General features: G+C 34.2%; 20 protein-coding genes. 3 read left to right on the plus strand and 17 right to left on the minus strand.

From position 1 onward, the window contains the following. Window positions 1–325, plus strand: a 325-nt coding sequence (locus tag J7K39_10945; GenBank protein ID MCD6180407.1) for a 3-phosphoshikimate 1-carboxyvinyltransferase, incomplete at its 5' end; no start/stop codon positions are given. Window positions 326–448: 123 nt separating this feature from the next. On the opposite strand, the gene uvrA is transcribed toward J7K39_10945, so the two are convergent. Further along, the gene (uvrA, locus tag J7K39_10950) at window positions 449–3307 is read right to left on the minus strand and encodes an excinuclease ABC subunit UvrA (GenBank protein MCD6180408.1); all 2859 of its coding nucleotides are present in this window, start codon (window positions 3305–3307) and stop codon (window positions 449–451) included. A 176-nt stretch (window positions 3308–3483) separates the two neighbouring features. Here uvrA and yidC point away from each other — a divergent pair, with 176 nt between their 5' ends. Beyond that, window positions 3484–5424, plus strand: a complete 1941-nt coding sequence (yidC, locus tag J7K39_10955; GenBank protein MCD6180409.1) for a membrane protein insertase YidC — start codon at window positions 3484–3486, stop codon at window positions 5422–5424. Between the two features lie 127 nt (window positions 5425–5551). Here yidC and J7K39_10960 read toward each other — a convergent pair whose 3' ends face one another. From J7K39_10960 to J7K39_10985, 6 genes are all read right to left on the minus strand, one after another. Next, the gene (locus J7K39_10960; GenBank protein ID MCD6180410.1) at window positions 5552–6247 is read right to left on the minus strand and encodes a YjjG family noncanonical pyrimidine nucleotidase; all 696 of its coding nucleotides are present in this window, start codon (window positions 6245–6247) and stop codon (window positions 5552–5554) included. Window positions 6248–6421: 174 nt separating this feature from the next. Continuing rightward, complete coding sequence (locus tag J7K39_10965; GenBank protein ID MCD6180411.1) at window positions 6422–7072, minus strand: ribulose-phosphate 3-epimerase; 651 nt, start codon at window positions 7070–7072, stop codon at window positions 6422–6424. A gap of 79 nt (window positions 7073–7151) precedes the next feature. Further along, the gene (locus J7K39_10970; protein MCD6180412.1) at window positions 7152–8015 is read right to left on the minus strand and encodes a sigma-70 family RNA polymerase sigma factor; all 864 of its coding nucleotides are present in this window, start codon (window positions 8013–8015) and stop codon (window positions 7152–7154) included. Window positions 8016–8075: 60 nt separating this feature from the next. Continuing rightward, on the minus strand, window positions 8076–10307 hold the full coding sequence (pnp, locus tag J7K39_10975) for a polyribonucleotide nucleotidyltransferase (protein ID MCD6180413.1): 2232 nt from the start codon (window positions 10305–10307) through the stop codon (window positions 8076–8078). 113 nt (window positions 10308–10420) lie between these two features. Next, window positions 10421–10690 carry a 30S ribosomal protein S15 gene (rpsO, locus tag J7K39_10980; protein ID MCD6180414.1) on the minus strand — a complete coding sequence of 90 codons (270 nt, stop codon included), beginning with the start codon at window positions 10688–10690 and terminating at the stop codon, window positions 10421–10423. Between the two features lie 183 nt (window positions 10691–10873). Beyond that, window positions 10874–11860, minus strand: coding sequence for an N-acetylmuramoyl-L-alanine amidase (locus tag J7K39_10985; GenBank protein MCD6180415.1), 987 nt, complete (start codon window positions 11858–11860; stop codon window positions 10874–10876). Window positions 11861–12013: 153 nt separating this feature from the next. On the opposite strand from J7K39_10985, the gene J7K39_10990 reads away from it, so the two are divergent. After that, window positions 12014–13567, plus strand: a complete 1554-nt coding sequence (locus J7K39_10990) for a hypothetical protein (GenBank protein MCD6180416.1) — start codon at window positions 12014–12016, stop codon at window positions 13565–13567. Window positions 13568–13632: 65 nt separating this feature from the next. On the opposite strand, the gene J7K39_10995 is transcribed toward J7K39_10990, so the two are convergent. The 10 genes from J7K39_10995 to J7K39_11040 all read right to left on the minus strand — a co-directional run bounded on the left by J7K39_10995 (window position 13633) and on the right by J7K39_11040 (window position 24203). Continuing rightward, window positions 13633–14727 (minus strand): ATP-dependent 6-phosphofructokinase, encoded by a 1095-nt coding sequence (locus tag J7K39_10995; protein MCD6180417.1) that lies wholly within the window; start codon window positions 14725–14727, stop codon window positions 13633–13635. Window positions 14728–15076: 349 nt separating this feature from the next. After that, window positions 15077–16567, minus strand: coding sequence for a DUF4214 domain-containing protein (locus J7K39_11000; protein ID MCD6180418.1), 1491 nt, complete (start codon window positions 16565–16567; stop codon window positions 15077–15079). A gap of 223 nt (window positions 16568–16790) precedes the next feature. Further along, window positions 16791–17903, minus strand: coding sequence for an ABC transporter permease (locus J7K39_11005; protein MCD6180419.1), 1113 nt, complete (start codon window positions 17901–17903; stop codon window positions 16791–16793). A gap of 4 nt (window positions 17904–17907) precedes the next feature. Next, window positions 17908–19005 carry an ABC transporter permease gene (locus J7K39_11010; GenBank protein ID MCD6180420.1) on the minus strand — a complete coding sequence of 366 codons (1098 nt, stop codon included), beginning with the start codon at window positions 19003–19005 and terminating at the stop codon, window positions 17908–17910. Window position 19006: 1 nt separating this feature from the next. Continuing rightward, a complete protein-coding gene (locus J7K39_11015; GenBank protein ID MCD6180421.1) occupies window positions 19007–19747 on the minus strand; it encodes an ABC transporter ATP-binding protein in 741 nt (246 codons plus the stop codon). Further along, entirely contained in the window at window positions 19748–20668 is a 921-nt protein-coding gene (locus J7K39_11020; GenBank protein MCD6180422.1) for an ABC transporter ATP-binding protein, read from the minus strand. A gap of 3 nt (window positions 20669–20671) precedes the next feature. Beyond that, entirely contained in the window at window positions 20672–21589 is a 918-nt protein-coding gene (locus J7K39_11025) for an HlyD family efflux transporter periplasmic adaptor subunit (GenBank protein MCD6180423.1), read from the minus strand. A 3-nt stretch (window positions 21590–21592) separates the two neighbouring features. Continuing rightward, on the minus strand, window positions 21593–22867 hold the full coding sequence (locus tag J7K39_11030; GenBank protein MCD6180424.1) for a TolC family protein: 1275 nt from the start codon (window positions 22865–22867) through the stop codon (window positions 21593–21595). 11 nt (window positions 22868–22878) lie between these two features. Beyond that, window positions 22879–23487: a TetR/AcrR family transcriptional regulator gene (locus J7K39_11035; GenBank protein ID MCD6180425.1), complete on the minus strand. Its 609-nt coding sequence runs from the start codon at window positions 23485–23487 to the stop codon at window positions 22879–22881. 233 nt (window positions 23488–23720) lie between these two features. Beyond that, a complete protein-coding gene (locus J7K39_11040) occupies window positions 23721–24203 on the minus strand; it encodes a DUF456 domain-containing protein (protein MCD6180426.1) in 483 nt (160 codons plus the stop codon). Between the last annotated feature and the right edge of the window lie 219 nt (window positions 24204–24422).

The raw sequence follows: 24422 nt of genomic DNA on the forward strand, positions 1-24422 counted from the left end.
CTGTTCTGGTGTGAGTCGGATAAAAGGAGTTCATCGGTTAATTCATAAAGAAAGCAATAGGGCAGAAGCGATTTATGAAATGCTGAAGAAATTAGGTTTAAAAGTTGAATTTGAAGGAGATGAAATGCTTATTGAAGGAGGAAAAGTAAGGGGCGGAACTGTTTCTTCATTTCACGATCATAGGATGGCGATGATGGCTGCTTTGTTAGGCTTAACGGCAAAAGATGCGATACAAATAACAGAAGCTGAAAGTATCAATAAATCCTATCCTCAGTTTTATGAGGATATGCAGAGCATTGGGCTTCAAATTAAGACAATTACATAAAAATATCAATGCCGAATTTTGTTGTTGTTTTTTAAGCCTTAGCTTTGTGTCTCCGTGACTCTGTGGTTATTTGTTTTACCACGAAGGCACAAAGACACAGAGAATGTTTAAAGTGAACCTAGATTATTCACTTTTACATTTATCCAAAACGTCTTTCAGAAATTCAGAAGTAAAGCCTTTGTTCGATTGGCAAACTTCTTCAGGTGTTCCACTGGCTAAAATCATTCCGCCACCAGCACCACCTTCTGGACCGAGATCAATAATATGATCGGCTGTTTTTATTACCTCCATATTGTGTTCAATTACAATAATGGTATTGCCTTTATGCATCAGTTTATTCAATACATCCAATAATACTTTTACATCTTCAAAATGGAGTCCAGTGGTAGGTTCATCAAGAATATACAGCGTATTTCCAGTTGATTTTTTTGAAAGTTCAGCCGCTAGTTTTACTCTTTGTGCTTCGCCACCCGATAGAGTTGTAGATTGTTGTCCAAGTGTAATATAACCTAGTCCAACTTCTTGCAATGTTTTAATTTTACGAATGATAAATGGAATGTTCTCAAAAAATTCTACGGCTTGATTGATGGTCATATTTAGCACATCATTTATTGATTTTCCTTTGTAACGAACTTCCAGAGTTTCTCGGTTGTATCGTTTCCCTTGACATTCTTCGCATTCTACCGAAACATCGGGTAAAAAATTCATTTCAATAACCCGAATACCGCCACCTCTGCAACTTTCGCAACGTCCTCCCTTAACATTAAAACTAAACCGACCAGCTTGATACCCTCTTATTTTGGCTTCGGGTAAGTCGCTATATAATTTCCGTATATCATCAAATACTTTTGTATAAGTAGCAGGATTAGAGCGTGGTGTCCTGCCGATTGGTGATTGATCGATTTCTATAATCTTATCAATATGTTTTAAGCCTTCTATGCTTTTGTAAGGCAAAGGCTTTTTTACACCTTGATAAAAATATTGGTTTAAAATAGGGTAGAGGGTGCCGTTAATCAAACTCGATTTTCCACTCCCAGAAACGCCAGTAACACAAATAAATTTTCCTAATGGGATATGTAAATTTACATTTTTCAGATTGTTTCCTGTTGCTCCTTTGAGAACTATTTCCAGATTATTTCCTTCACGGCGTTTTTGGGGAATTGGAATGCTTTTGCGTCCACTAATGTATTCGCAAGTCAGACTATTGCAATTTTTCATTTCTTCCGGACTGCCTTGTGCAACAATTTTTCCGCCATGAACACCGGCTCCGGGTCCTATATCTAAAACTTCATCGGCAGATAAAATCATTTCCTGATCGTGTTCAACAACAATTACCGAATTCCCAATATCTCGTAAATTTTGTAGCGATTTGATTAAACGTTGATTATCTCTCTGGTGTAGTCCAATACTTGGTTCGTCTAAAATATATAAAACTCCAATAAGCTGAGATCCGATTTGAGTTGCTAAGCGAATACGTTGCGATTCGCCACCGGAGAGGGTTTTACTTGTTCTGTTGAGGCTAAGATAACCGAGTCCCACATCCAAAAGAAAGCCCAATCTGTTTTTAATTTCTCTTAAAACTTCTTTGGAAATTACTGCGTTTTTCTCGCTCTCAGGAAAGTCGAGTTTATCAATCCAATCGTAAAGACTGATAAGATCCAATTTGGCAATATCGGAAATGGATTTTCCAGCAATACGAAAATGCAGTGCTTCTGTTTTAAGACGATCGCCATTACAGGTCGGACAGTCTTTAAAATTCATAAAGCTTGAAGCCCAACGTTTAATTCCTTTAGAATTACCGTTGCTGTCTTGGTTCTGAATAAAATTGATAATGCCTTCAAAGTTCAGAGTGTATTCCGAGGTAACACCTAAATATTCCTTTTTTACGCGAATAGTTTCGCTAGAACCGTATAAAATGGTTTGTATCGCTGCATCGGGAAGCTCTTCAATAGCAGAATCTAAGGTGAAATTATATTTCTCTCCAATGGCTTGCAATTGATTAAAAATCCAATTGTTCTTGTATTTCCCCATTGGAGCAATACCACCTTTACGGATACTTATTTTTTTGTCTGGAAATATTTTGTTGATATCAATTTCCGAAATTGTTCCTAAGCCATTACAGCTTGGGCAGGCACCGTAAGGCGAGTTGAATGAAAATGTATTAGGTTCGGGTAAAGCGTAGGCAATACCACTCGTTGGACACATCAATTGCTTGCTAAAGAAGTGTGTTTCATTGCTTTCAATATCCAATACAGATAAACTTCCTTTTCCGTGTTTTAAAGTTGTTTCGATAGATTTTGCTATCCGCTCTTCGTATTTTTCTTCAACTTTTAGTTTATCGACTACAATTTCAATATCGTGAACTTTATACCTATCGAGTTGCATACCACGATACACATCTTCAATCTTTCCATCTATACGAGCTGTTATAAATCCTAGTCGAGCAATTTGATCAAAAAGTTCGCGATAATGCCCTTTTCTTCCACTTACAACGGGAGCCAAAAGCATTATTTTTCGATTGGCAAATTTGTTATAGATAAGCTCCAGAATTTGCTTTTCGGTGTACTGCACCATCGCTTCTCCAGTGTTGTATGAATAGGCAGTAGCGGTTCGAGCATAAAGTAGCCGTAAGAAATCATAAATTTCAGTTACCGTTCCCACTGTTGAACGCGGGTTTTTGTTGGTTGTTTTTTGTTCGATAGAAATTACGGGACTCAGCCCTTTTATTTCATCCACATCAGGCCGTTCAAGGTTTCCGATAAACTGACGGGCGTATGCCGAAAAGGTTTCCATATAGCGGCGCTGACCTTCGGCATAAATGGTATCAAAAGCTAATGAAGATTTTCCGCTTCCGCTTAAGCCCGTGATAACCACCAATTTATTGCGTGGAATCTTAACGTTCATATTCTGGAGATTATGAACTCTTGCTCCGTAGATTTCAATAAAATCTTCTTGAGTACTTGTCGTATTATTCTCTTCCACTTCTTAATCCATCAAACCGTAAAAAATTAATCTGCAAAGGTGCGAAAAATATAAGTTAAAAGTAAGAGGTGTTTGAAAAGAAAACTTGAAAAGAGCAAAGTTGTTGTTTTTTCTTTTAAGTACTCACATTTAGAACTATTTCTATTACCTTTGCCATCACAAAAATTTAAAGATTTATGGATCGGAATACAATAACGGGAATAGCACTTATTATAGTGATTTTTGTTTTCTTTAGTTGGTGGAATGCACCTACTGAAGAAGAAAAAGCCAAAATGCTACATGAGCGTGATTCAATTGCTCAAGTAATTAAGGAGCAACGTGCTACCGACTCTCTTCGGAATGTTGTACAAGCAAAGTTGACAAGTCTTAAGACAGATAATGTTGAATCTTCTAAGGTTTATACTGAAGAAGTTACTGCTATTGATGAGCAATCAATAAAAGATAAATTTGGTGTTTTTGCAAACTCTTCAGTAGGAGAAGAAAAACTTATTACTGTTGAAAGTGATGTGCTAAAATTAAAGTTTAGCAATAAGGGAGCTAGGATATATAGCGCAGAATTAAAGAATTTTCAGACTAATGATTCTATGCCTCTAATCCTTTTTCAAGGAGATACGGCTCGTTTTGGATTTGTTTTTAATGCTGCTAATCGTTTAATAAATACACAAGATCATTACTATAAAGTATTTATAAACGGAAGAGAGTCTGATGCTCAGAATAATATATCTATAAGTGACCAAGATAGTATTAATATAGCATACCGTCTTTATAGTGACTTAGAGTCAGGCTTTAATCCTAATCAATATATTGAATTTACTTATAGCTTAAAGGCAGATTCTTATATGTTCGATTTTGATATTAGCTTTGTAGGTCTTGAAAATATTATTGATAATCGATCATCTTTTATCGAGTTTAACTGGTTAGAAAACCTAAGAACTCAGGAGCAGATTGTGGATAGATACAATGGTTCGGGTATTTATTATAAGTATATTAATAATGATATTGATAATCTTTCTGAGAATAAAGATGAGGAAGAATCTTTAAAAGGAAAATTATCTTGGGTTTCATTCAAACAACGCTTCTTTACTTCAACACTTATAGCAGATGACTATTTTGTAGGAGCCAATATTGAGCAAGTTCATGGCTTATCAAAGGATCCTAAATATCAGATTACAATGTCGACAGATATAGGTTTGCCTGTTGATAACATGAGAAATTATACTATTGGGATGCGAATGTATTTGGGTCCAAATGAATTTAAGCGTTTGAAATCTTTTGATTTGGATTTAGAGCGTCAGATTCCTATTGGTTGGGGATTCTTCCTTTTGGCTTGGATTAACGAATATATAGTAATTAATGTTTTTAATTTCTTAGGTGGAATGGGTTGGAATTACGGAATTGTAATTTTGGTTCTAACCGTTTTATTAAAATTATTTCTATTTCCAATTGCATATAAAACATATCAGTCGAGTGCAAAAATGCGAGTATTAAAGCCTGAGATTGACGAAATAAACGAAAAATTTAAGAATAAAGATGCGGCTAAAAAGCAGCAAGCCACTATGGATTTATACCGAAAAGCCGGTGTAAACCCAATGGCAGGTTGTATTCCTATGCTTCTGCAAATGCCTATTTTATTTGCAATGTTCCGTTTTTTCCCTTCCTCTATTGAGCTTAGACAAAAAGCATTTCTTTGGGCACACGATTTATCTACTTACGATTCGATATGGCAATTTCCTAATGGTTTTGAAATCCCATTTTATGGCGATCATGTAAGTTTATTTACTCTGTTAATGACGGTTTCTACCATTATGTATACCAAGATAAATAATGATATGATGGGTAGCGGTTCTCAGCAGATGCCGGGAATGAAAACAATGATGTATCTGATGCCTATTATGTTTCTTGGTATTTTTAACAATTATGCCGCCGGATTAAGTTATTATTACTTTTTAGCAAATGTTATTACTTTCGGACAGATGTTTTTTATTCGTAGATCAATTAATGAGGAAAAGATTCATGCTCAGATTGAAGCAAATAAAAAGAAACCGGCAAAGAAAAAGTCTGGTTTCCAGAAACGTTTAGAGGAAATGCAAAAGCAACAACAAGGAAAGAAGAAATAATATTTCTACTGTGTTCAATGTTGATGCTCAGTAAAAAATAGATTTATAAGATTAAACTAAGGCTCGGTTGAATTTCAATCGAGCCTTTTTAGGATATGTGGAAATAGTATTGAAAAAAATGTTAGAATTATAATATTTTTAGAATCTCAAGCAAGCTATTCACTTCGTGAAGTGGTTTTTCCGTATGTGGCTTTTTTTCAAAGTTGACATAGATTTGATCTAAACCAACATTTTTGGCTCCTAAAATATCGGCTTCCAAATCGTCACCTATCATCAGGGTTTCTTCCTTTTTAGCTCCTGTTTTTTCTAATGTGTATTGAAATATTTTAGGATCTGGTTTTTGTGCTCCAGCCATTTCGGATGTGATAATGGTGCTAATATACGGTGCTAATCCGGAATTCTCTACTTTGATAAATTGGACTTCAGAAAATCCATTAGTAAGAATGTGTAATTTATATTTTTTGCTCAATTTGGCGATTACTTCAACAGCATTGGGGTAGAGTTTTGTTTTGGTTGGACTGATTCTGATATATTCGGAAGCTATAGCTTTTGCCAAATTAAGATCGTTAATTCCAAAGTTTTTTAAACTGCCATTAAAACGCTCGACACTTAAAAAATCTTTTTCTATTTTCCCTTTTCGGTATTTTTGCCAAAGGGAATGGTTATATGCTTTATAGTAGGTTAAAAAACAATCGAAACTATTTATTCCTTTTTCCTGTAGATGATTGGCATCAAAAATTTCTTTGAGAGTGATAATAGCATTGGAGTCGAAATCCCATAATGTTCTGTCAAGATCGATAAAAAGGTGTTTATATTTAGTCATTAGTTTCTAGTTTTTCTTTGTGTATCCTTTTGTTTCTCCTTGCTTAGTACATTTAGAATAGAATTTGATTATTAATAACTAAAAGGTTTTCACAAAGTATATTACTAAGATTTGCATTATTTGTTTTTACGATATTATGAAATAAAGGCTGTTTTATTCTTTTTAATAGTAAGACTAAATGTTTTTAGCATTTTTAATTAGAGCAATTGCTTCGGTTGGATTTTTGGCTGAAAATACGGCATTTCCGGCTACTAATATATCAGCACCAGCCTGATAAAGAGCTTTAGCATTGTCTGTATTTATTCCACCATCCACCTGAATAAGTGCTTCCGATCTACTTTTGTTGATTAGTTTTTTGAGTTGTTTGGTTTTTTTATAGCTGCGTTCAATGAATTTTTGTCCGCCATAACCCGGATTAACTGACATCAATAAAACATAATCTAAGTCTTCAATAATATCTTCTAAAAGAGAGACTGAGGTGTGAGGATTAAGTACAACACCTGCTTTAACACCTAACTTTTTCAGTAGTTGTACGGAGCGATGAAGGTGAGTAGATGCTTCTATATGAAAACTAATATAATCGGCACCGGCTTTAGCAAAAGCTTCAAAATAATTTTCGGGTTTAACAATCATTAAATGTACATCCAATGGTTTGTTGCTAAGCTTTTTTACCGCAGAAACAATTGGTAAGCCAAAAGAAATATTAGGGACAAAAACGCCATCCATAACATCTAAATGAAGCCAATCCGCTTCACTATTATTGAGCATCTTAATATCTTTTTCCAGATTGGCAAAATTGGCTGAAAGTAGGGAAGGTGCTATCATTGTTTTTGTTTTAGAGTGTAAAGATATTCAAATATTACGGTAAATAAAAAAGGGTAGCCAATTGACCACCCTTTTTATATTATCCCAGATAGGTTTTTAATATTTTGCTTCGCGAAGTATGCTTGAGTCGGCGAATGGCTTTTTCTTTAATTTGGCGAACACGTTCGCGAGTTAAATCAAATTTTTCACCAATTTCTTCTAAGGTCATTGGGTGACTATTCCCTAAACCAAAGTAGAAACGAACAACGTCGGCTTCGCGAGGAGTGAGAGTAGAAACAGCTCTGTCGATTTCTTTTCGTAAAGAATCGTATAATAATTCCGTTTCCGGAGTTATGTTTTCATCATTACGTAAAACGTCGTAGAGGTTGTTATCTTCATCCTGAATTAGTGGAGCATCCATAGAAACATGGCGCCCCGTATTTTTCTGCGATTCTTTTACTTCAGCAAGTGTAATTTCAAGATAATTTGCAATTTCTTCAGGTTTAGGCTCACGCTCTAACTCTTGCTCTAAAGCAGCATAAGCTTTGTTAATCTTGTTTATAGATCCAATTTTATTTAATGGTAAACGAACAATTCTTGATTGCTCTGCTAATGCTTGTAGGATTGATTGACGAATCCACCAAACCGCATAAGAAATAAATTTAAATCCCCTTGTTTCATCAAAACGTTGTGCGGCTTTTATAAGCCCCATATTTCCTTCGTTAATCAAATCGGGCAAACTAAGTCCCTGATTTTGATATTGTTTTGAAACAGATACTACAAAACGGAGATTGGCTTTTGTCAATTTTTCCAAAGCAAGTTTATCCCCTTGCTTAATTTTTTTTGCCAACTCAACTTCCTCATCAGCAGTAATTAAATCAACTTTTCCAATTTCTTGAAGATATTTATCCAGAGATGCTGTTTCGCGATTTGTAACCTGTTTAGTAATTTTCAGTTGCCTCATATTCTATTTCCTCACTAATGGCTATTATACGTACAATTAATTTTCTTGTTTCAAAATATGTTAATTCCTATCACGATTTGAAGGTCTGCGATGATTGTCGTTGCGATTATCACGTCCGCGATTACGATCATTACGAGATCTATCTCTTGGTGGACGTTCAACATAACCTTCAGGTTTTGGTAATAAAGCTTTTCTCGATAGTTTTAATTTACCTGTTGTTGAATCAACTTCTAAAAGTTTTACTTCTATTTCTTCACCAACTTTTAAAACGTCTTCTACATTCTGAACGCGTTCCCAAGCAATTTCTGAAACATGTAATAAACCTTCTTTACCTGGCATTATCTCAACAAAAGCACCAAAAGTGGTGATTGATTTGATAAGACCTTTATAGGTTGCTCCGGCATCAGGAACGGCAGTAATATTTTTAATGCGTTCAACAGCTGCATCAAGTGCGGCTTTGTCAACGGCCATAATATCTATAACTCCTGTTTCTCCAACTTCTTCAATAACAATAGTTGAGTTAGTTGTTTTTTGAATTTCTTGAATAATTTTTCCGCCAGGACCAATAACAGCACCGATAAACTCTTTAGCTATGATCATTTGAACGATACGAGGAACGTGAGGTTTATAATCTTCGCGAGGCTCAGAAATAGTTTTCATCATTTCTCCTAAGATGTGTAAACGTCCGGCTTTTGCTTGTGCTAAAGCTTCTTCAAGAATTTTGTATGAAAGGCCGTCAACTTTAATATCCATCTGACAAGCAGTAATACCATCCTCAGTTCCGGTTACTTTAAAGTCCATATCTCCTAAATGATCCTCATCGCCTAAAATATCAGAAAGAACTGCATATTTTCCGGTTTCAGTATCGGCAATTAAACCCATAGCTATGCCAGAAACGGGTTTTTTAATTTTTACTCCGGCATCCATTAACGCAAGTGTACCTCCACAAACAGAAGCCATAGACGAGGATCCGTTTGATTCTAAGATATCGGAAACAATACGAATGGTATAAGGAAGAACGTCTTTTCCGGGAAGAACTTCTTTTAGGGCACGCATAGCCAAGTTACCGTGACCAATTTCGCGGCGACTGGTTCCTCTTAAAAAGCGAGCTTCACCAACGGAGAAAGGAGGAAAGTTATAATGTAATAAGAAATCGTTATTGGCATCATAAACGGCACCATCAATTCTTTGTTCATCGAGTTTAGAACCTAAAGTAACGCTGACCATTGCTTGAGTTTCACCACGTGTGAAAATTGCTGAACCATGAGCCATTGGTAAATAGCCAACTTCTGACCAGATAGGACGTATTTGATCTAAATTACGACCGTCTAAGCGTTTACGCTCATCTAAAACGAAATTTCTAACCGCTTTTTTCTCAACATCGTGAAAATAACGATTAAACATTCCTGCTTTTGATGCTTGATCTTCTTCAGATAAAGTAGCTAAAAATTCTGCTTTTATATCGGCAAATTTCTCACTACGTTCGTGTTTTGCAGATGCGGAAGAAGCTACGGCATATAATTTGTCGTAAGTTGCTTCATAAACAGCTTTCTCTAAATCTTCGTCGTTAGATTCATGATTGTATTCTCTTTTTGGATTTGCTTTCTCTACCATTTCTGCTAATTCCAATTGTGCTTGACATTGGATTTTAATGGCATTATGAGCAAATTTCATAGCGTCTAGCATTTCAGCTTCAGAAATTTCTTTCATTTCACCTTCAACCATCATAATATTGTCAGCAGAAGCTGCAACCATTAAATCAATATCCGATTCTTCCAACTGTTCAGCTGTAGGGTTTAGAATAAACTCTCCATTTATACGTCCGACTTTTACTTCTGAAATAGGACCTCCGAAAGGGATATCAGATGCTGTTAATGCTGCCGATGCTGCAAGAGCTGCAAGTGTATCCGGCATAGTTGTTTTGTCAGAAGATATTAGGCTTATAATAACTTGAGTTTCAGCATGATAATTTTCAGGAAATAAAGGACGTAATGCACGGTCAACAAGACGAGCGATTAGTATTTCATATTCTGACGGGCGAGCTTCGCGCTTGAAAAATCCACCTGGAAATTTTCCGGTAGCGAAGTATTTTTCCTGATAATCTACCGATAATGGCATAAAGTCAACATCTTCTCTAGCTTCTTTACTGGAAACTACAGTAGCCATCAGCATGGTGTTTCCTTGTTTAACGACAACGGCTCCGTCTGCTTGTTTGGCAAGTTTTCCGGTCTCTAAAGTAATTTCTGAACCATCAGCCATCGTAAACGTTTTGGTAATACCAATTTTTGACATAATTTTTTTGTTTTAATTAGATAAACAGTAATATTTTGTGTGGTATATAAATACCAAAAAAGGCAATTGTACGAATTGCCTTTTTCTTAGGGTCTTTCAAAAAATCAAAATGATTATTTACGAAGACCTAATTTTTTAATAAGCGCTCTGTAACGCTCAATATCTTTTGCTTTTAAATAATCAAGCAATTTTCTTCTTTTACCAACCATAAGAACCAAAGAACGTTGAGTTGCTTTGTCTTTTTTATTTTGCTTCAAATGCTCCGTTAAATGGGCAATACGAAAAGTAAACAATGCTACTTGACCTTCGGTTGATCCGCTATCAAGTTCTGATTTGCCGTGATCTTTAAAAATTTCTTTTTTCTTGTCAGTTGTTAAGTACATATTCTATGTATTAAATAATTTTCTTTTTTCGGGCTGCAAAAGTAATGTAATCTTTTGTTTTACCAAAATTTTTCAATGCTTTTGTTGCTCAATTTTTTTTTCTTTTTCGTGTTAATTTGGCGGCAAAATTACAACAATTATTTTTGCGTTTTACTTTTAGGTAAAAAAAATATAAAAAATGTTTTATTTGTCATAATCGTTTAAACATCCTTGGGCTAACCATTCGGCTAAAACTTGTCTATTGCTACTTTTTATAAATCTTAATTGATCTTTGGTGTTTTGAATATTTCCCAGCTCTAAGTAGGCAGTTACCGGATGAGTATATTTTAGCATATACAATCCATCTCGGCTTTTTGAAATGCCATCAAACATGCGCTTAGGTTGATATTTTTTGTAGTTTGTTTTTAGTGATGAAATTAGTCTTTCGGTAAATAATTTCCCCGATTTGCTCTTTGAGTTATAATATCCAAAAACGTCTACTCTTTCGTTTATGGAACGGGAATCAATATGTAAAACCATTAAGCGTTGATAACGACCTTTGTTTTTTCTGTAAAGTTGATTTATAACTTGAGTTCGTTGACGTAGTTTCTTATTAAGGTTTAATGGGATTTTTTTGTCTTTCCAAACGGTTTCGTGTTTATCATTTTTCAGGTAAGCATTGTCACGTATACCGTCATCAGAATCACGAACAATAATATATACCGTAGCTCCATGTTTGATTAATTCTCTAGCCAATCTTAGGCTAATATCGTAAGCATATTCGTCTTCGGTAAGTATATGTCCGTTTCTTTTACCTACAGCTCCGGGATCTGGACCTCCATGACCGCTTACAACGTAATAAACAGCTCCTTTTAGACGGTTGTCAGTAGGGTTGATTTTACCATATTTTTCTCCGAAGATGGTATAATAATTAGTTTTTTTGTTCTTCTTTTTCTGTGGTAATGTGTATGTTTTCCCTATAACTAATTGGTTTCCTTTTATCAATTTCCCTTTGTTTAACTGTATAAATGCTTTATAATATTCATTGGTATTTATATTGTGTTTTTGTAAAATCCGATGAATACCATCTCCGGATTTGGCTGTAAACTCTATAAGCTGCTGAGCTTGAAGTTGAGAATTTAGAGTAAGAACAAGTAAAATTAGTACGTAAGAGAAATTTAGTTTAATCAATTTTTTATGGTATTTCAAAATCAGGCTCAAAAATAAATAAATTCAGGAGCTTTTACACCAAACTATTTCATATATTTGTAAGAATATTATGTGATTTGTTACATTTGTTTTTTATGAGAACTCAGAATTTAACCCATATTCATTGTTAATCGTATGAAAAGAAATAATTTCAGCTTTATTTTAACAGCACTAATAGTTTTAAGTAGTCTATATTTATTTGGTCAAAGAAACTCTTTTGATAGGTGGTATGTAGATATTAATGTCGGACCTACAGTTTTTATTGGTGATATTCGTTCTGCTGATTATTTTCCATCATTTGAAAGTCCCGTAGAGATTGGATATGCATTTGGTGGTATTTTTGGAAGAGAAATGGGTGATTATTTTAATGTACGTTCACAATTTTTATACGGAAGGGTAAATGGTGTAAAACCTGCCGGAGATTATGATTTTAAGACTAATTTTTTTAGTGCCGGACTTGGTTTGGAGTTAAATCTTAATCAGTTATTTATGAATGATAATCGCTCTGATTTACGTGTTTTTGGAACATTTGGGGCAAGTTATTTAATGTGGGATGCAGATTTATCAAAAGCATCAACATCAACTCTTATTACTAACGATAAGGAGGGAGCAATATCTATTCCTTTGGGTTTAAAACTTACTTATGAATTATCACCTAAATTGTTTTTAAATCTTGAAGGGGCTCTGTTTATTGTTACTTCAGATATGGTTGATGCTAAATCTGGAGGAATTGCTCATGATGATATTAATTATAATTATATAGGTTTAACATATAAGTTTGACAAAAAGCGTAAAAGGCGTAAGCCAATAACTCGTTCAAGAGTTGTTCAATCTACGGCTTCAGAAAAAGTTGATGTAAAAGAGGAAGAGGCGGCAAAAGTAGAGGTGGCTGAAGAAGAGCAAGCAGGAACAATTGCTCAGGAAGAGGAGGCTATTGAGTTAAAAGAAGAATTAAAAGAGGATACTGAAACTAGGACTGAAAATAAGGTTGAAGAAACTATTATATCTAAGGTGATTGAAAAGGAACGTACTGCCGAAATCATTGGTATTAAGGGCGTAAGTGTAGATTATAGGGTAAGCGTTTATTCCAGTAAAACAAAGACTAATCCAGTTGCGCTTAAAAAGCAGTTAGATATTCCTGAAACTATTGTCGAAAAACAATCTTCTGATGGGACATATTGTTATTTGGTTGGTAATTTCAACAAAATGTGGAAAGCCAAAGAGCTTAGAAACAAGTTGATTACCATAAATAATGTGAAGACAGCAAAGGTGGTTTTGTGTAAAGGTGATAAAGCCATGCATTTAGTTGATGCTTATAATTTTGCTGTAGCTGCTCAACGAGAAACTATAGATGAAAAATTATTTGAAAATACTATTTATAAGCCTATTAAACTTGAAAATACTGTTCCTGAAAAGGGGTTAGTATTTGGAGTTCAGATATTATCTGTGAAAAAAGAGACTTATCCTGTACAAGTTATTATCGATTTATACGATATTCAACATAATGTTATGATCGATCGTAAAACAAGTTGGTCTAAATTTATTGTTGATGGGTACAATTCACTCGATGAAGCTATTAAAGCTAAGTTTGAGTTACGTAAGAAAGGATTTACAGATGCCTTTATTGTAGCTTATTATGATGGAAGAAGAATTCCTCCTTCAAAAATTAAAGAGTATATGAAAAAATAAATTGAAAAAAGGCTATCTGTAATTTACAGATAGCCTTTTTTATGTTAGTGATTATGATGTAGATTTTAAATCCCAAGCGATATACCTAAGCCATTACAAGTTTTTACCATAGCATTATCCAAAGTTACCAAATTAGGTCTCCCTATGGCTTCTTTAAGAGAAACGGAAGTAATCTCCGGATGTTGGTAGGATACCATACGTCCAAATTCTTTTTTAAGAACCATCTCGAAAGCTTTAACTCCAAACTGAGACGCTAGTACCCGATCGTAGGCAATTGGAATACCGCCGCGTTGAAGATGACCAAGCATAACGTTACGCATATCGGCTTCACATCCAGCTGCTTTTAGCTCTCTTAATACTTGTGATGAAATACCGCCTAATTTAAGATTTTCGTAGCCGACTTCTTCGTTTTTAGTAAAAGCCATTTTACCGTTTTTAGGGCGAGCGCCTTCAGAAACGACCATAACTGCAAAGCCACGATCTTTTACAAAACGACTTTGTACTTTTTCAAGTACTTTTTCAATATCGTAAGGTATTTCAGGGATTAGGCAAACATCGGCTCCTCCTGCAACTGCTGCATTTAGTGCAATCCAACCCGCATATCTTCCCATTACTTCCATAGAAAAAACTCTATTGTGAGAAGCAGCCGTCGTTACTAATTTATCTACAGCATCAGTAGCAATTTCTACTGCAGTTTGATATCCGAAAGTAGAATCTGTTGCCGAAAGGTCATTATCAATAGTTTTAGGAACGCCAATAATATTCATTCCTTTTTCATAAAGCCGTTGCGAAATTTTTTGAGATCCATCTCCGCCAATATTAATTACAGCGTCAATTCCCATAAATTGTAATTTTCGCATCAACTCATCAGAGCGATCAACTTCAGACCAGCTACCGTCTTTATTCTTTACCGGCCAAGCAAAAGGGCCTCCTTTATTTGTTGTTTCTATAATTGTTCCGCCTTGGTAGTGAATGCCGGATACGGCTTTATTATCAAGTATCTTAATTTCGGCAGGTTCCCAAAGTACTCCGTTAAAGGCTTGGATACTACCTACTACTTCCCATTCTTTCTCTTGGGAAGCACGTTTAACAATTGCACGTATTACCGCATTTAATCCGGGACAATCGCCCCCTCCGGTTAAAACTAAAACTCTTTTCATATTTTTTTTCCGATTGAAACCAATCTGTATTTTAATTCCTAAATTTAAAGTATTACCCAAGCCTTTTACAGCAATATTTTTGAAGCAGCAAAATTACAAATATTATCTGCTATTTTCTCTTTTTAACTAGGTTTATTCACGCTATCGTTTGCGGAAAAAATAAAATTTAAGCCCTGTTTTTTTTATAATTAAGAAATTAAAACGGCTAAATAGCTTATAATCAGAATGATTTGTGAGTCTGTATATATTGATAAATTGAACTATAATCTTAATTCAATATGTAAAATCATTGTATGATTTTAGCTAGTAAGTTGAGGTAAATATTTTGCTTTATATTGATTGTATGCTTTTATTGAGCAATTATTATTCTATATCCTTTTCCCCCACCCGGATATTGAATCCATCTATTTCCATTGTGATAATAGATCCCATTATCGCTACCAATAACCCAAGGATTACCAAAAGTATCAATAGCAATATCTTTACCAATACCTCCTCCGGGTTGTTCTACCCATTTTGTGCCTGTGCCGCGATAAATATGATTGTCCATTCCAATTACCCAAGGAGTTCCATCTTGACTAATACTTATAGCCAAAGCTCGTCCGTTACCCGGATATTCAACCCATTTTACACCATTATGATAGTAGATTCCATTATCGCTACCAATAACCCAAGGATTGCCAAAAGCATCAATAGCAATATCTTTGCCAATACCTCCTCCGGGTTGTTCTACCCATTTTGTGCCTGTACCGTAATAAATATGGTTGTCCATTCCGATAATCCAAGGAGTCCCGTTTGCAGTAACAGAAATAGCAATACCTTTACCTGACCCGGGATATTGAATCCATCTGTTTCCGTTATGATAGTAGATTCCATTATCGCTACCAATAACCCAGGTATTACCAAAAGCATCAATAGCAATATCTTTACCAATACCTCCTCCGGATTCTTCTACCCAAACGGATCCTGTGCCATAATGAATTCTATATGTTAACCCAATAACCCAAGGTTGAATATTTTTAGATATTGTATTATTTGTAGAATAAGTATTGTTATTAGGTGAAGAAACGGATTTAAGAGCATTCCAATTTGCTGAAACGCCATTATTGCCTTTTACCGTTCCATTAATAATTCTGATTCCGTTTTGAGTCAAAGTTCCCTTATATAATCCTATATCTCCACTGGGATAGTTGATGTTGAATTCAATAGCATTACCTAGTATTTTACCGTTTATTGTTCCTTTCAAATAACCATTCCATATGGCTGTTCCGCTTAATTTGCCGAATTGGTTTTGTTGTAAAGTCATAGTTCCCGTATAGCCATTATCTTGAGTAAGATTCCATTGTCCGGCTACGGATACGAAATTTGTTTTATGTTTAATATCAGGACAATTAGCCATAAGATTAATGTACTCCTCGGAGTTAAAGAACTTTCTTAAAATATCGTTTCTATTAATATCCGGCCAAAATTTAGTTTCTTTAGTTTTTGCTTGTCTACCAAGTATAGATTGATAGGCATCTTTTATAAATTCTAAATGGCTTTTGTGTTTGTTTAAATATTCAGGAGAATTAAAAAAGCTCCAAATAATTTTCCAACGTGATTCTCCATTCTGTAGAGATTGTAAATGTACTGCACCTTGTCCGGGAGCAAATGATACTTCAATATCTCTTTCGAGAATAGATTGGTATAATGAACGAACAAACTCCTTATCTGTTCCGCAAGGTTTGCTAACAGAGTTTTTGAACGTCTTTGAATTTTGTGCATTTGTAGGAATTAAAAATACAATAAACAATAATCCCACACTAATAAATCTTTTTACAAATTGAATAGCGGTATACATTTTTAATAGGTTTAAATTTCTTATAAAAAAAGGGTTTTACATTTTTTAGCTCCAAAAAACCGACCCTTTTTTATATCACATAAAAGTTCATTTTAAATCAACCCAACAATTTACTAATTAATATTTAAAAAAACAACAGAGTTAAATAATTGGGCATTTTAATATTTGAAGTTAATAATCTTGAATCGACACATTAAAATGTAATTTAATTATTATCAGTATATTATACCACTTTTTTATATCGCCAAGTGGCTAAACTAATAGAAAGAATAGCATAGATAGTAATACTAATAATATGATACGCAACATCAAACAGATGCGCTCCTTTAAGCATAACCATCCGCATAAAATCGATAAAATAAGCAATGGGATTAAGAATATTGATGGCCTGTGCCCAATCGGGCATATTCTCTACGGCTGTAAATAAACCACTGAGCAGGATAAAAATCATAATAAAAAACCAGGCAATCAACATCGCCTGTTGCTGAGTATCGGCTAAAGTACTTATGAACAAACCTATTCCGAGAACCAAGACAAGGTAAATACTTGCCACAGCAATGATTAGCCCAACACTTCCAACGATAGGAATTTGAAAAACGAATTTAGCCAAAACAAGTCCGAAAAATAAATCGAACATAGCAATAATCCAAATGGGAGCCAATTTACCGATTACAAAATGATGTTTTTTGATGGGTGTAACGTTAAGCTGCTCTATGGTTCCTATTTCCTTTTCTTTTACAATGTTTAAACTGGATAAAAACAAACCGATAATACTCACCAAAAGAACAAGAATACCCGGAATCATAAAAGTTTTATAATCCAAATCAGGATTATACCAATAGCTTGATCGCGTTTCGATAGATTTAATATTTAACGGTAAAGTCTTGGATTCCATCAAAAGATCTTGATTAAAATCTTTAATAATGCTTAAAGCATAAGTATTCATAATTCCGGCAGCAGCTCCATCAACAGCATCTGTTATCAACTGAATTTTAACGCTTTCTTTCTTTTCGAGTTGTTTATTGAAATTGGAAGGGATATACAAAATTTGTTCAATACGACCATTTTGCATTTCTTCCGAGAGTTTATCAAGTGAAAAACTACGAGCAGTAATTCTAAAAAATGTAGAGGATTCAAATTTCTGAACTAAAGCTCTAGAAGCAACAGTCTGATCAAGATCGATAAGACCCATTTCGATATACTTAATTTCGAAAGTAGCTGTATGTGCTAAAATGAGCAACTGAAAAATAGGAATAATAAAGAGCATAGGCAGCATCATCCTATCGCGGAAAATCTGCAGAAATTCTTTTTGTATAATGTATAGTATCGTCTTCATTATATTATTCCAATCTTGTTTTAAACTTTTTCACACTCAAGGCAATAAAAAAGACTGTAAAGCCTAAAATAATAAGTGTTTCTTTCCAAATATTTTCTATTCCATTTCCCTTAATCATTATATTTTTAATGATGATTACAAACCATTTTGGAGGTATTATATGACTCAGATACTGCAAAATATCAGGCATATTCTTAATGGGAAAAATAAATCCAGATAATAGGAGTGAGGGGAGTAATAAAGCAAACATAGAGAGCATCATAGCTGTTTGTTGCGTGCTGGCAACGGTAGAAATAAAAATACCAAGTGATAGTGCCATTACGATAAATAAAAGACTTTCTGCCAAAAGCAAAGCCAGATTTCCAACAATTGGCATTTGAAACGCAGTAAAAGCCATAATGAGAATAATTATTGCACTGATAAATGAAAGTAAAACATAAGGCAGCACTTTTCCCAAAATTATTTGGATTGGTTTTACCGGCGAAACCAATAAAACTTCCATTGTTCCAAGCTCTTTTTCACGAGCAATAGAAATGGAAGTCATCATAGAAGAAACAAGCATTAAAATAATGCTAATTACGCCGGGAACAAACATAAAAACACTACGCAATTCCGGATTATAACGCATTTGGGTTTCCGGAATAATCATCGGAACCCCGACAAGTGAAGGGTTTATTTCACGCTCAAAGCTATTCAAAATAGCCATCGTATAACTTTCTATTATACTGGCTGTATTGGGGTTAGAAGCGTCTAAAATCAATTGAACAACTGCCCGATTCTCTTTTTCGAGTTTAAGAGAAAAATCATTTTCAATGACGATAAGTTGCTTTATTTTTCCTTTCCGAAACGCATCTTCAATGGCTTTCTCGTTTTGTAAATCTTCTTGCAAAACAAAATAATCAGATGATGTGATTTTATGTATTAATTGCCGACTATACACATCTTTTGATTGATCGAGGATGGCGATGGGAATATCTCGGATCTCATTTTTTAAAGCGAAACCAAAGAGCAAAACTTGTACAATGGGAATTCCAAAAAGGATAATCAACGAACGAGTATCGCGAAAAATCTGTAAAAACTCTTTGATTAAAAAATTCTTCATCTTATCCCCTCGCTAATTGAATAAATACCTCTTCCATAGTCTTAGCACCATAGTATTTTTTTAATTTTTTCGGTTTATCGAGTGCTTCAATTTTACCGTTGACCATAATCGAAACCCGATCGCAATATTCTGCCTCATCCATATAATGCGTGGTTACAAAAATGGTTTTTCCTTCTGAGGCTTCTTTATAAATCAACTCCCAAAACTGTCGTCTGGTAATTGGGTCGACACCACCCGTTGGCTCATCCAGAAACACTATGGAAGGATCGTGGACAATAGCCACAGAAAAAGCCAGTTTTTGCTTAAAACCAAGCGGAAGCTCTTTCACTTTGGATTTCAAATACATTTCTAAACCCAGTTTCTCAATATACTCTTCTGTTTTTTCTTTTATTTTTTTTCGTGAAAGGCCATAAATACCGCCATAAAATCGGATATTCTCCTCTATGCTTAAATCATCATAAAGCGAAAACTTCTGACTCATATAGCCGATATTTCTCTTAATCAAATCACGCTGTTTATAAATATCAAATCCTGCTACATTTACTTCGCCCGAACTTGGGTGTGAAAGTCCACACAAAATCTTTATTGCCGTTGTCTTACCTGCTCCGTTGGCACCTAAAAAACCAAAGATTTCTCCTTTTTCCACTTCAAAAGAAAGATGATCGTTAGCCACAAAACTGCCAAACTTTTTGACAAGATTTTTTACGATTACTGCCTTTGTATATTCTTTATTTTCCGCCATTTACAGCTGTTCTCCTTTTTCTGCCTTTTGCATTAAATCCATAAAACTATCTTCAATATTAGCTTGCAAACGAATCAGCTCAACATTCTCCATTCCATCGTGAATAAGTTCCCCTTTTAGTTTCTCTATATCGACTTCGGTTGCACTTGCATAATGCACATATTCACCAAATAAATAAGCTGAGAAACACTGCGGATGTTTTCGCAATTGATTCACCAAATCATACATTCGCTCTGCTTTTATACCGTACAAATGATGAGGATAGCGATTGATAATATTTTGAGGGATATCAATATCTAAAAGTTCTCCTTTCTGGATCAAGGCGATCCGATCGCAAAGCGCAGCTTCATCCATATAAGGTGTGGAAACTACTATGGTAATTCCTTGCTTCTTGAGTGCTTGTAACATCTCCCAGAACTCTTTTCGAGAAACGGCATCAACTCCCGTAGTAGGTTCATCTAAGAGTAAAACTTTGGGCTTATGAATCAAAGCACAAGACAAAGCCAGCTTTTGTTTCATTCCTCCTGAAAGAGCTCCTGCACGCCTTTTCTTAAAAGGTTCTATATGTTGATAAATGGGTTTTATCAATTCATAATTCTCCTTTAAAGTTGTTTTAAAAATACCGGCAAAAAAGTTAAGATTCTCTTCCACACTTAAGTCCTGATATAAGGAAAATCGTCCGGGCATATAACCCAATTGTGTACGGAGCTTTTTATAATCGCTGACAACATCTAAATCAATTACCGTTGCTTTCCCCTCATCAGGAATTAAAAGGCTTGTAAGGATGCGAAAAAGTGTTGTTTTTCCAGCTCCATCAGGACCAATAAAACCAAATAGTTCGCCTTCGCCAATTTCGACGGAGATATTTTTCAGGGCTTGGATATCACCAAAGGATTTATATAGATTCTGAATTTGAATCATTTTTTATTCGGCTGTATCAATTAGGTGAAGACTTGGAAAAATAACCTCTCCGGGCATTCCTACTTTTATTCTGCCATCATTTTTTACCTTAATTTTAATAGCATAAACCAAATTAACACGTTCTTCTTTAGTCTGTATTGTTTTGGGTGTGAATTCTGCTATTTCGGATATCCAACTAATACGTCCGCTTAATAATTGATTTTCTTCTTGGTTCTTATCAATATAAACCTCTACCTTATCACCAATATTTATAAAAGGCAACTGTGCCCCACTAACATAAACTTTTAAATCTAAGAGATCGAGATTAGCGATGGAAAACATTGGTTTTCCGATGACTGTCATTTCGCCTTCGTGAGTAAGAGTATTTAAAACACGTCCTTTTATAGGGCTTTTAATATTACATTTTTTGATGGAAAGATTTAATAAATCCACTTGGCGATTAAGAACTTCTACTTGATCGTATAGTTTGATTTTTTGTGTTTGTATTGCAGCTCTTTGTTTTTTTAGTAAGTCGGCTTGTGCCTGAATATCATCAACTTGTTTTTGAGTAGCTGCCTTGGCTTTAAATAAACGCTCTATTCTATCAATATTTATTTGGAGATTAATTTGTTGCTGATCTATAACATCCAATTGTGCATCAATATCGTTTAAGCCCGATAATGTAGCTTTTTTTTGTGCAAATAGTTGTTCCTTTTGTAAATATAGAGCTAAAGTATCTATCTGACCTATTGACTCTTCTTTTTGTAGTAATTGTCCGTCTCTAAGATTAAAACTTAAAAGTTTCCCATTGCCTTCGGCAGAAACTATTGTTTTCTCTACTTCAAAATTACCATAAGCGTCTGATGTATTTATATTATTGCTGCAAGAGCTTAGACAAATCATCACAATTGAGGCTAGTCCAAAATATTTTAATATATTCATATTTTATAATTTTCCGAGTGTTTCTATATACGATAACTGATTGTTAATTAAGCTTATTTGGTGTAATTCAAAATTCAATTCTGCTTGATTTAGCTTTTGCATTTCTACTATATAATCTGTGCTGCTTAATGTTCCGTTTTTAAATTGTGCTTCGGCAGTTTTAACTACATTTTTTCGTAAAGCAATAATTTCCGGATCATTTTCTAATAGAGCCCTTTGCTTTTCGATTTCTGATTGTAACTGGTTTAAAGTTAGCTGAATATTTAAGTCAAAGGCTTGTTTTTGTGTTTCAATTAATTCTTTATTTATATCTACTATTTTCTTTTCATTCCGGTTTTTATTCCAATCCCACAAACTCCATTTTAGATTCAGCCCAATCATATAAAAATCTTCAAAATCATCAGAAAGCATATTAAATCCGGGGCGACCAACTCCTGCTGTTGCAAAAGCATAAAGCATTGGTTTGGTCTTTACACTTAAAAGTCCCTTAGATGTTTCTAACTGTTTTTGCTGTAACGCCATAAGGTGGTATTCGAAACGATTTTGATTAGCAATTGGTAAATCGTTTATTACGGGAAGTGATAAATGGCTTGTTTCATTTAATTCTAAGCGTGTTATTTTATTAAGATTTTGAAGTAAAGCTTTTCGTGTTGCATTAATATTTAATAGCTCTTGTTCGGTATTTAAAAGTTCTAATTTTAAGATATCGAGATTTGAAGCCAAGATAACACCTTCATCGACAAGAATTTTAGCTTCATTGTGTTTTTGTGTGATGATTTCGCGATAGCTATTCACAATTTGTTTTTGTTTATCTATTAAAATGATTTGGAAAAACAAATTCTTAGTTTGTGCTTTTAAAGCATACAATTCTTTATCGATTAGTATATTGGCTATTTCCAAAGTATTTTGTTCCATAGCCTGCTGTTGATTGATTAATCCACCTCGATAAATAGGCTGATTTATATCTAAACTTAGACGATACTGATCTTTGCTCACGCTTGGAATACTCACACCGGGTATTGAAATTGGCAATTCAACAACTTCGTTTTGCAAACTTGCTTTTCCATTCAAAGATATTTGCGGTAATAAGTCGGAATGAAAATTACCCAACTTCAAATTTTTAAGTGCTGATTGCAATTGATGTTGACCATAAAGGGGATGATGTATTACAGCCTGATCCATACATTCTTGCAAACTTATTAGTCGCGATTCCTGAGCGAAAGAAAATGCAAAAAATAAAGTTAAGAGCAATGTAAATAGTTTCTTTTTTTGTATCATTTTAAAAATTCTTAATCTGTAATTTTGATAGCCGAAATAACAAAGTGAGCCACCTCTTTTTTACGCTTTTCCAACATCAGTTTATACTTTTCTTCCGATCCTTTAAAAAGAATTCCTTTTATCATAGGTTTAGCTACGATGGGAAAAATACAAAGGGCTAAAACATTAAGTATTAGCTCCGAAGGCTCTATAGGTCGAATTGTCTTTTTTTCAATTTCATCTTCAATTGCATTATAAATGGGCTGGAAATCAAGGTTCATAAGTGTCACCATCGTTTCCAAACGGTCGGGATTAGAACTAAGTTCATTTATAATGAAACCCGGAATATGTGGATTCTTATCGATGATGGTTAGATAAGAAGAAACAAAGTGTTCTATTTTTGTAAAGAAGTCCTCCGGTCCGTTAAAAGCTTTAAGGAGGTTTGGTGCTAATGCTCTAAATGCTATCTTAAAAACCATCTCGAATAGTTTTTCTTTAGAGCGGTAATAATAATGTAAAAGGGCTTTATTTATACCGGCTTCATCAGCAATTTCTTGCATACGCGCACCCGCGAGCCCCTTTTCTATAAATACCTTTTCAGCTGCTTGAACTATTTTCTCTTCTGTATTTTTTTTAACCATATATTTTAACTGTTTAATTTAACTATTTGGTTAAATCGTTCGGCAAATATATTATACTTAATAAGTTTTGTCAAGAAAATTCTGAAATAAAATCCTGAATAAATTATAACTACCTGATAATGTTTAAATTATAAGGAAATAAACAATGTGGATTTTTTGTGATTGTTTTAATAAGAAAATTATTAGAACTTAAGTTTTGTTTTTAATTCACATATAGTAGGGTATACTTCTCTTTAAAGAAACCAAAGATTTATAATAATATAATAGCCTACCCAAATAGAGAAAACTAATTTTAGGAGTGTTCCCGTAAGAAAGCCCAAAAAGCTGCCAAAGCCCGCTTTTAATGCCGAATTAAATTCTTTTTCACCGATAAGCTCGCCAATAACAGCACCAATAAAAGGTCCAATTAATATTCCGAAAGGTCCCATAAAGATTAACCCTATAAATAAACCGATAATACTACCCCAAACACCTTTTTTAGATCCTCCCATTTTTTTTGTACCAAGAATGGGTACAATATTATCTAAGGCTGTAATGCCAATTGCAAGTGCTGCCCAAAGTAACATAAAACGGTCGGTAAAAGGTTGGTAACTGCTAAAATATAAACTAACTAAGCCGAGATAGCTAATGATTGGTCCGGGAATAACGGGAATTATGGCTCCAATTAAACCGACTAAAAGTAGAATGACCGCTAAAACAGTGAGAAAAATATCCATATTCAAAAATATATTTTATTTGTTAGTAATTAAAAATAAAGCCTATATTTATGATTAGTAAAACGGTATTTGGTTACATTAACTATTACTTTTTTGCGTGAAAAAAAAGGATAAAAACGGTATAACCTAATGTATTAAACAATATTGTAGCTTATTAATTGTAATTAGATCTTATAACCTAAGTTGGTATAAGGAATGTCTATTCTTTATATTAAGCTC

The sequence above is a fragment of the Bacteroidales bacterium genome (assembly GCA_021157585.1).
Classification (GTDB): domain Bacteria; phylum Bacteroidota; class Bacteroidia; order Bacteroidales; family UBA12170; genus UBA12170.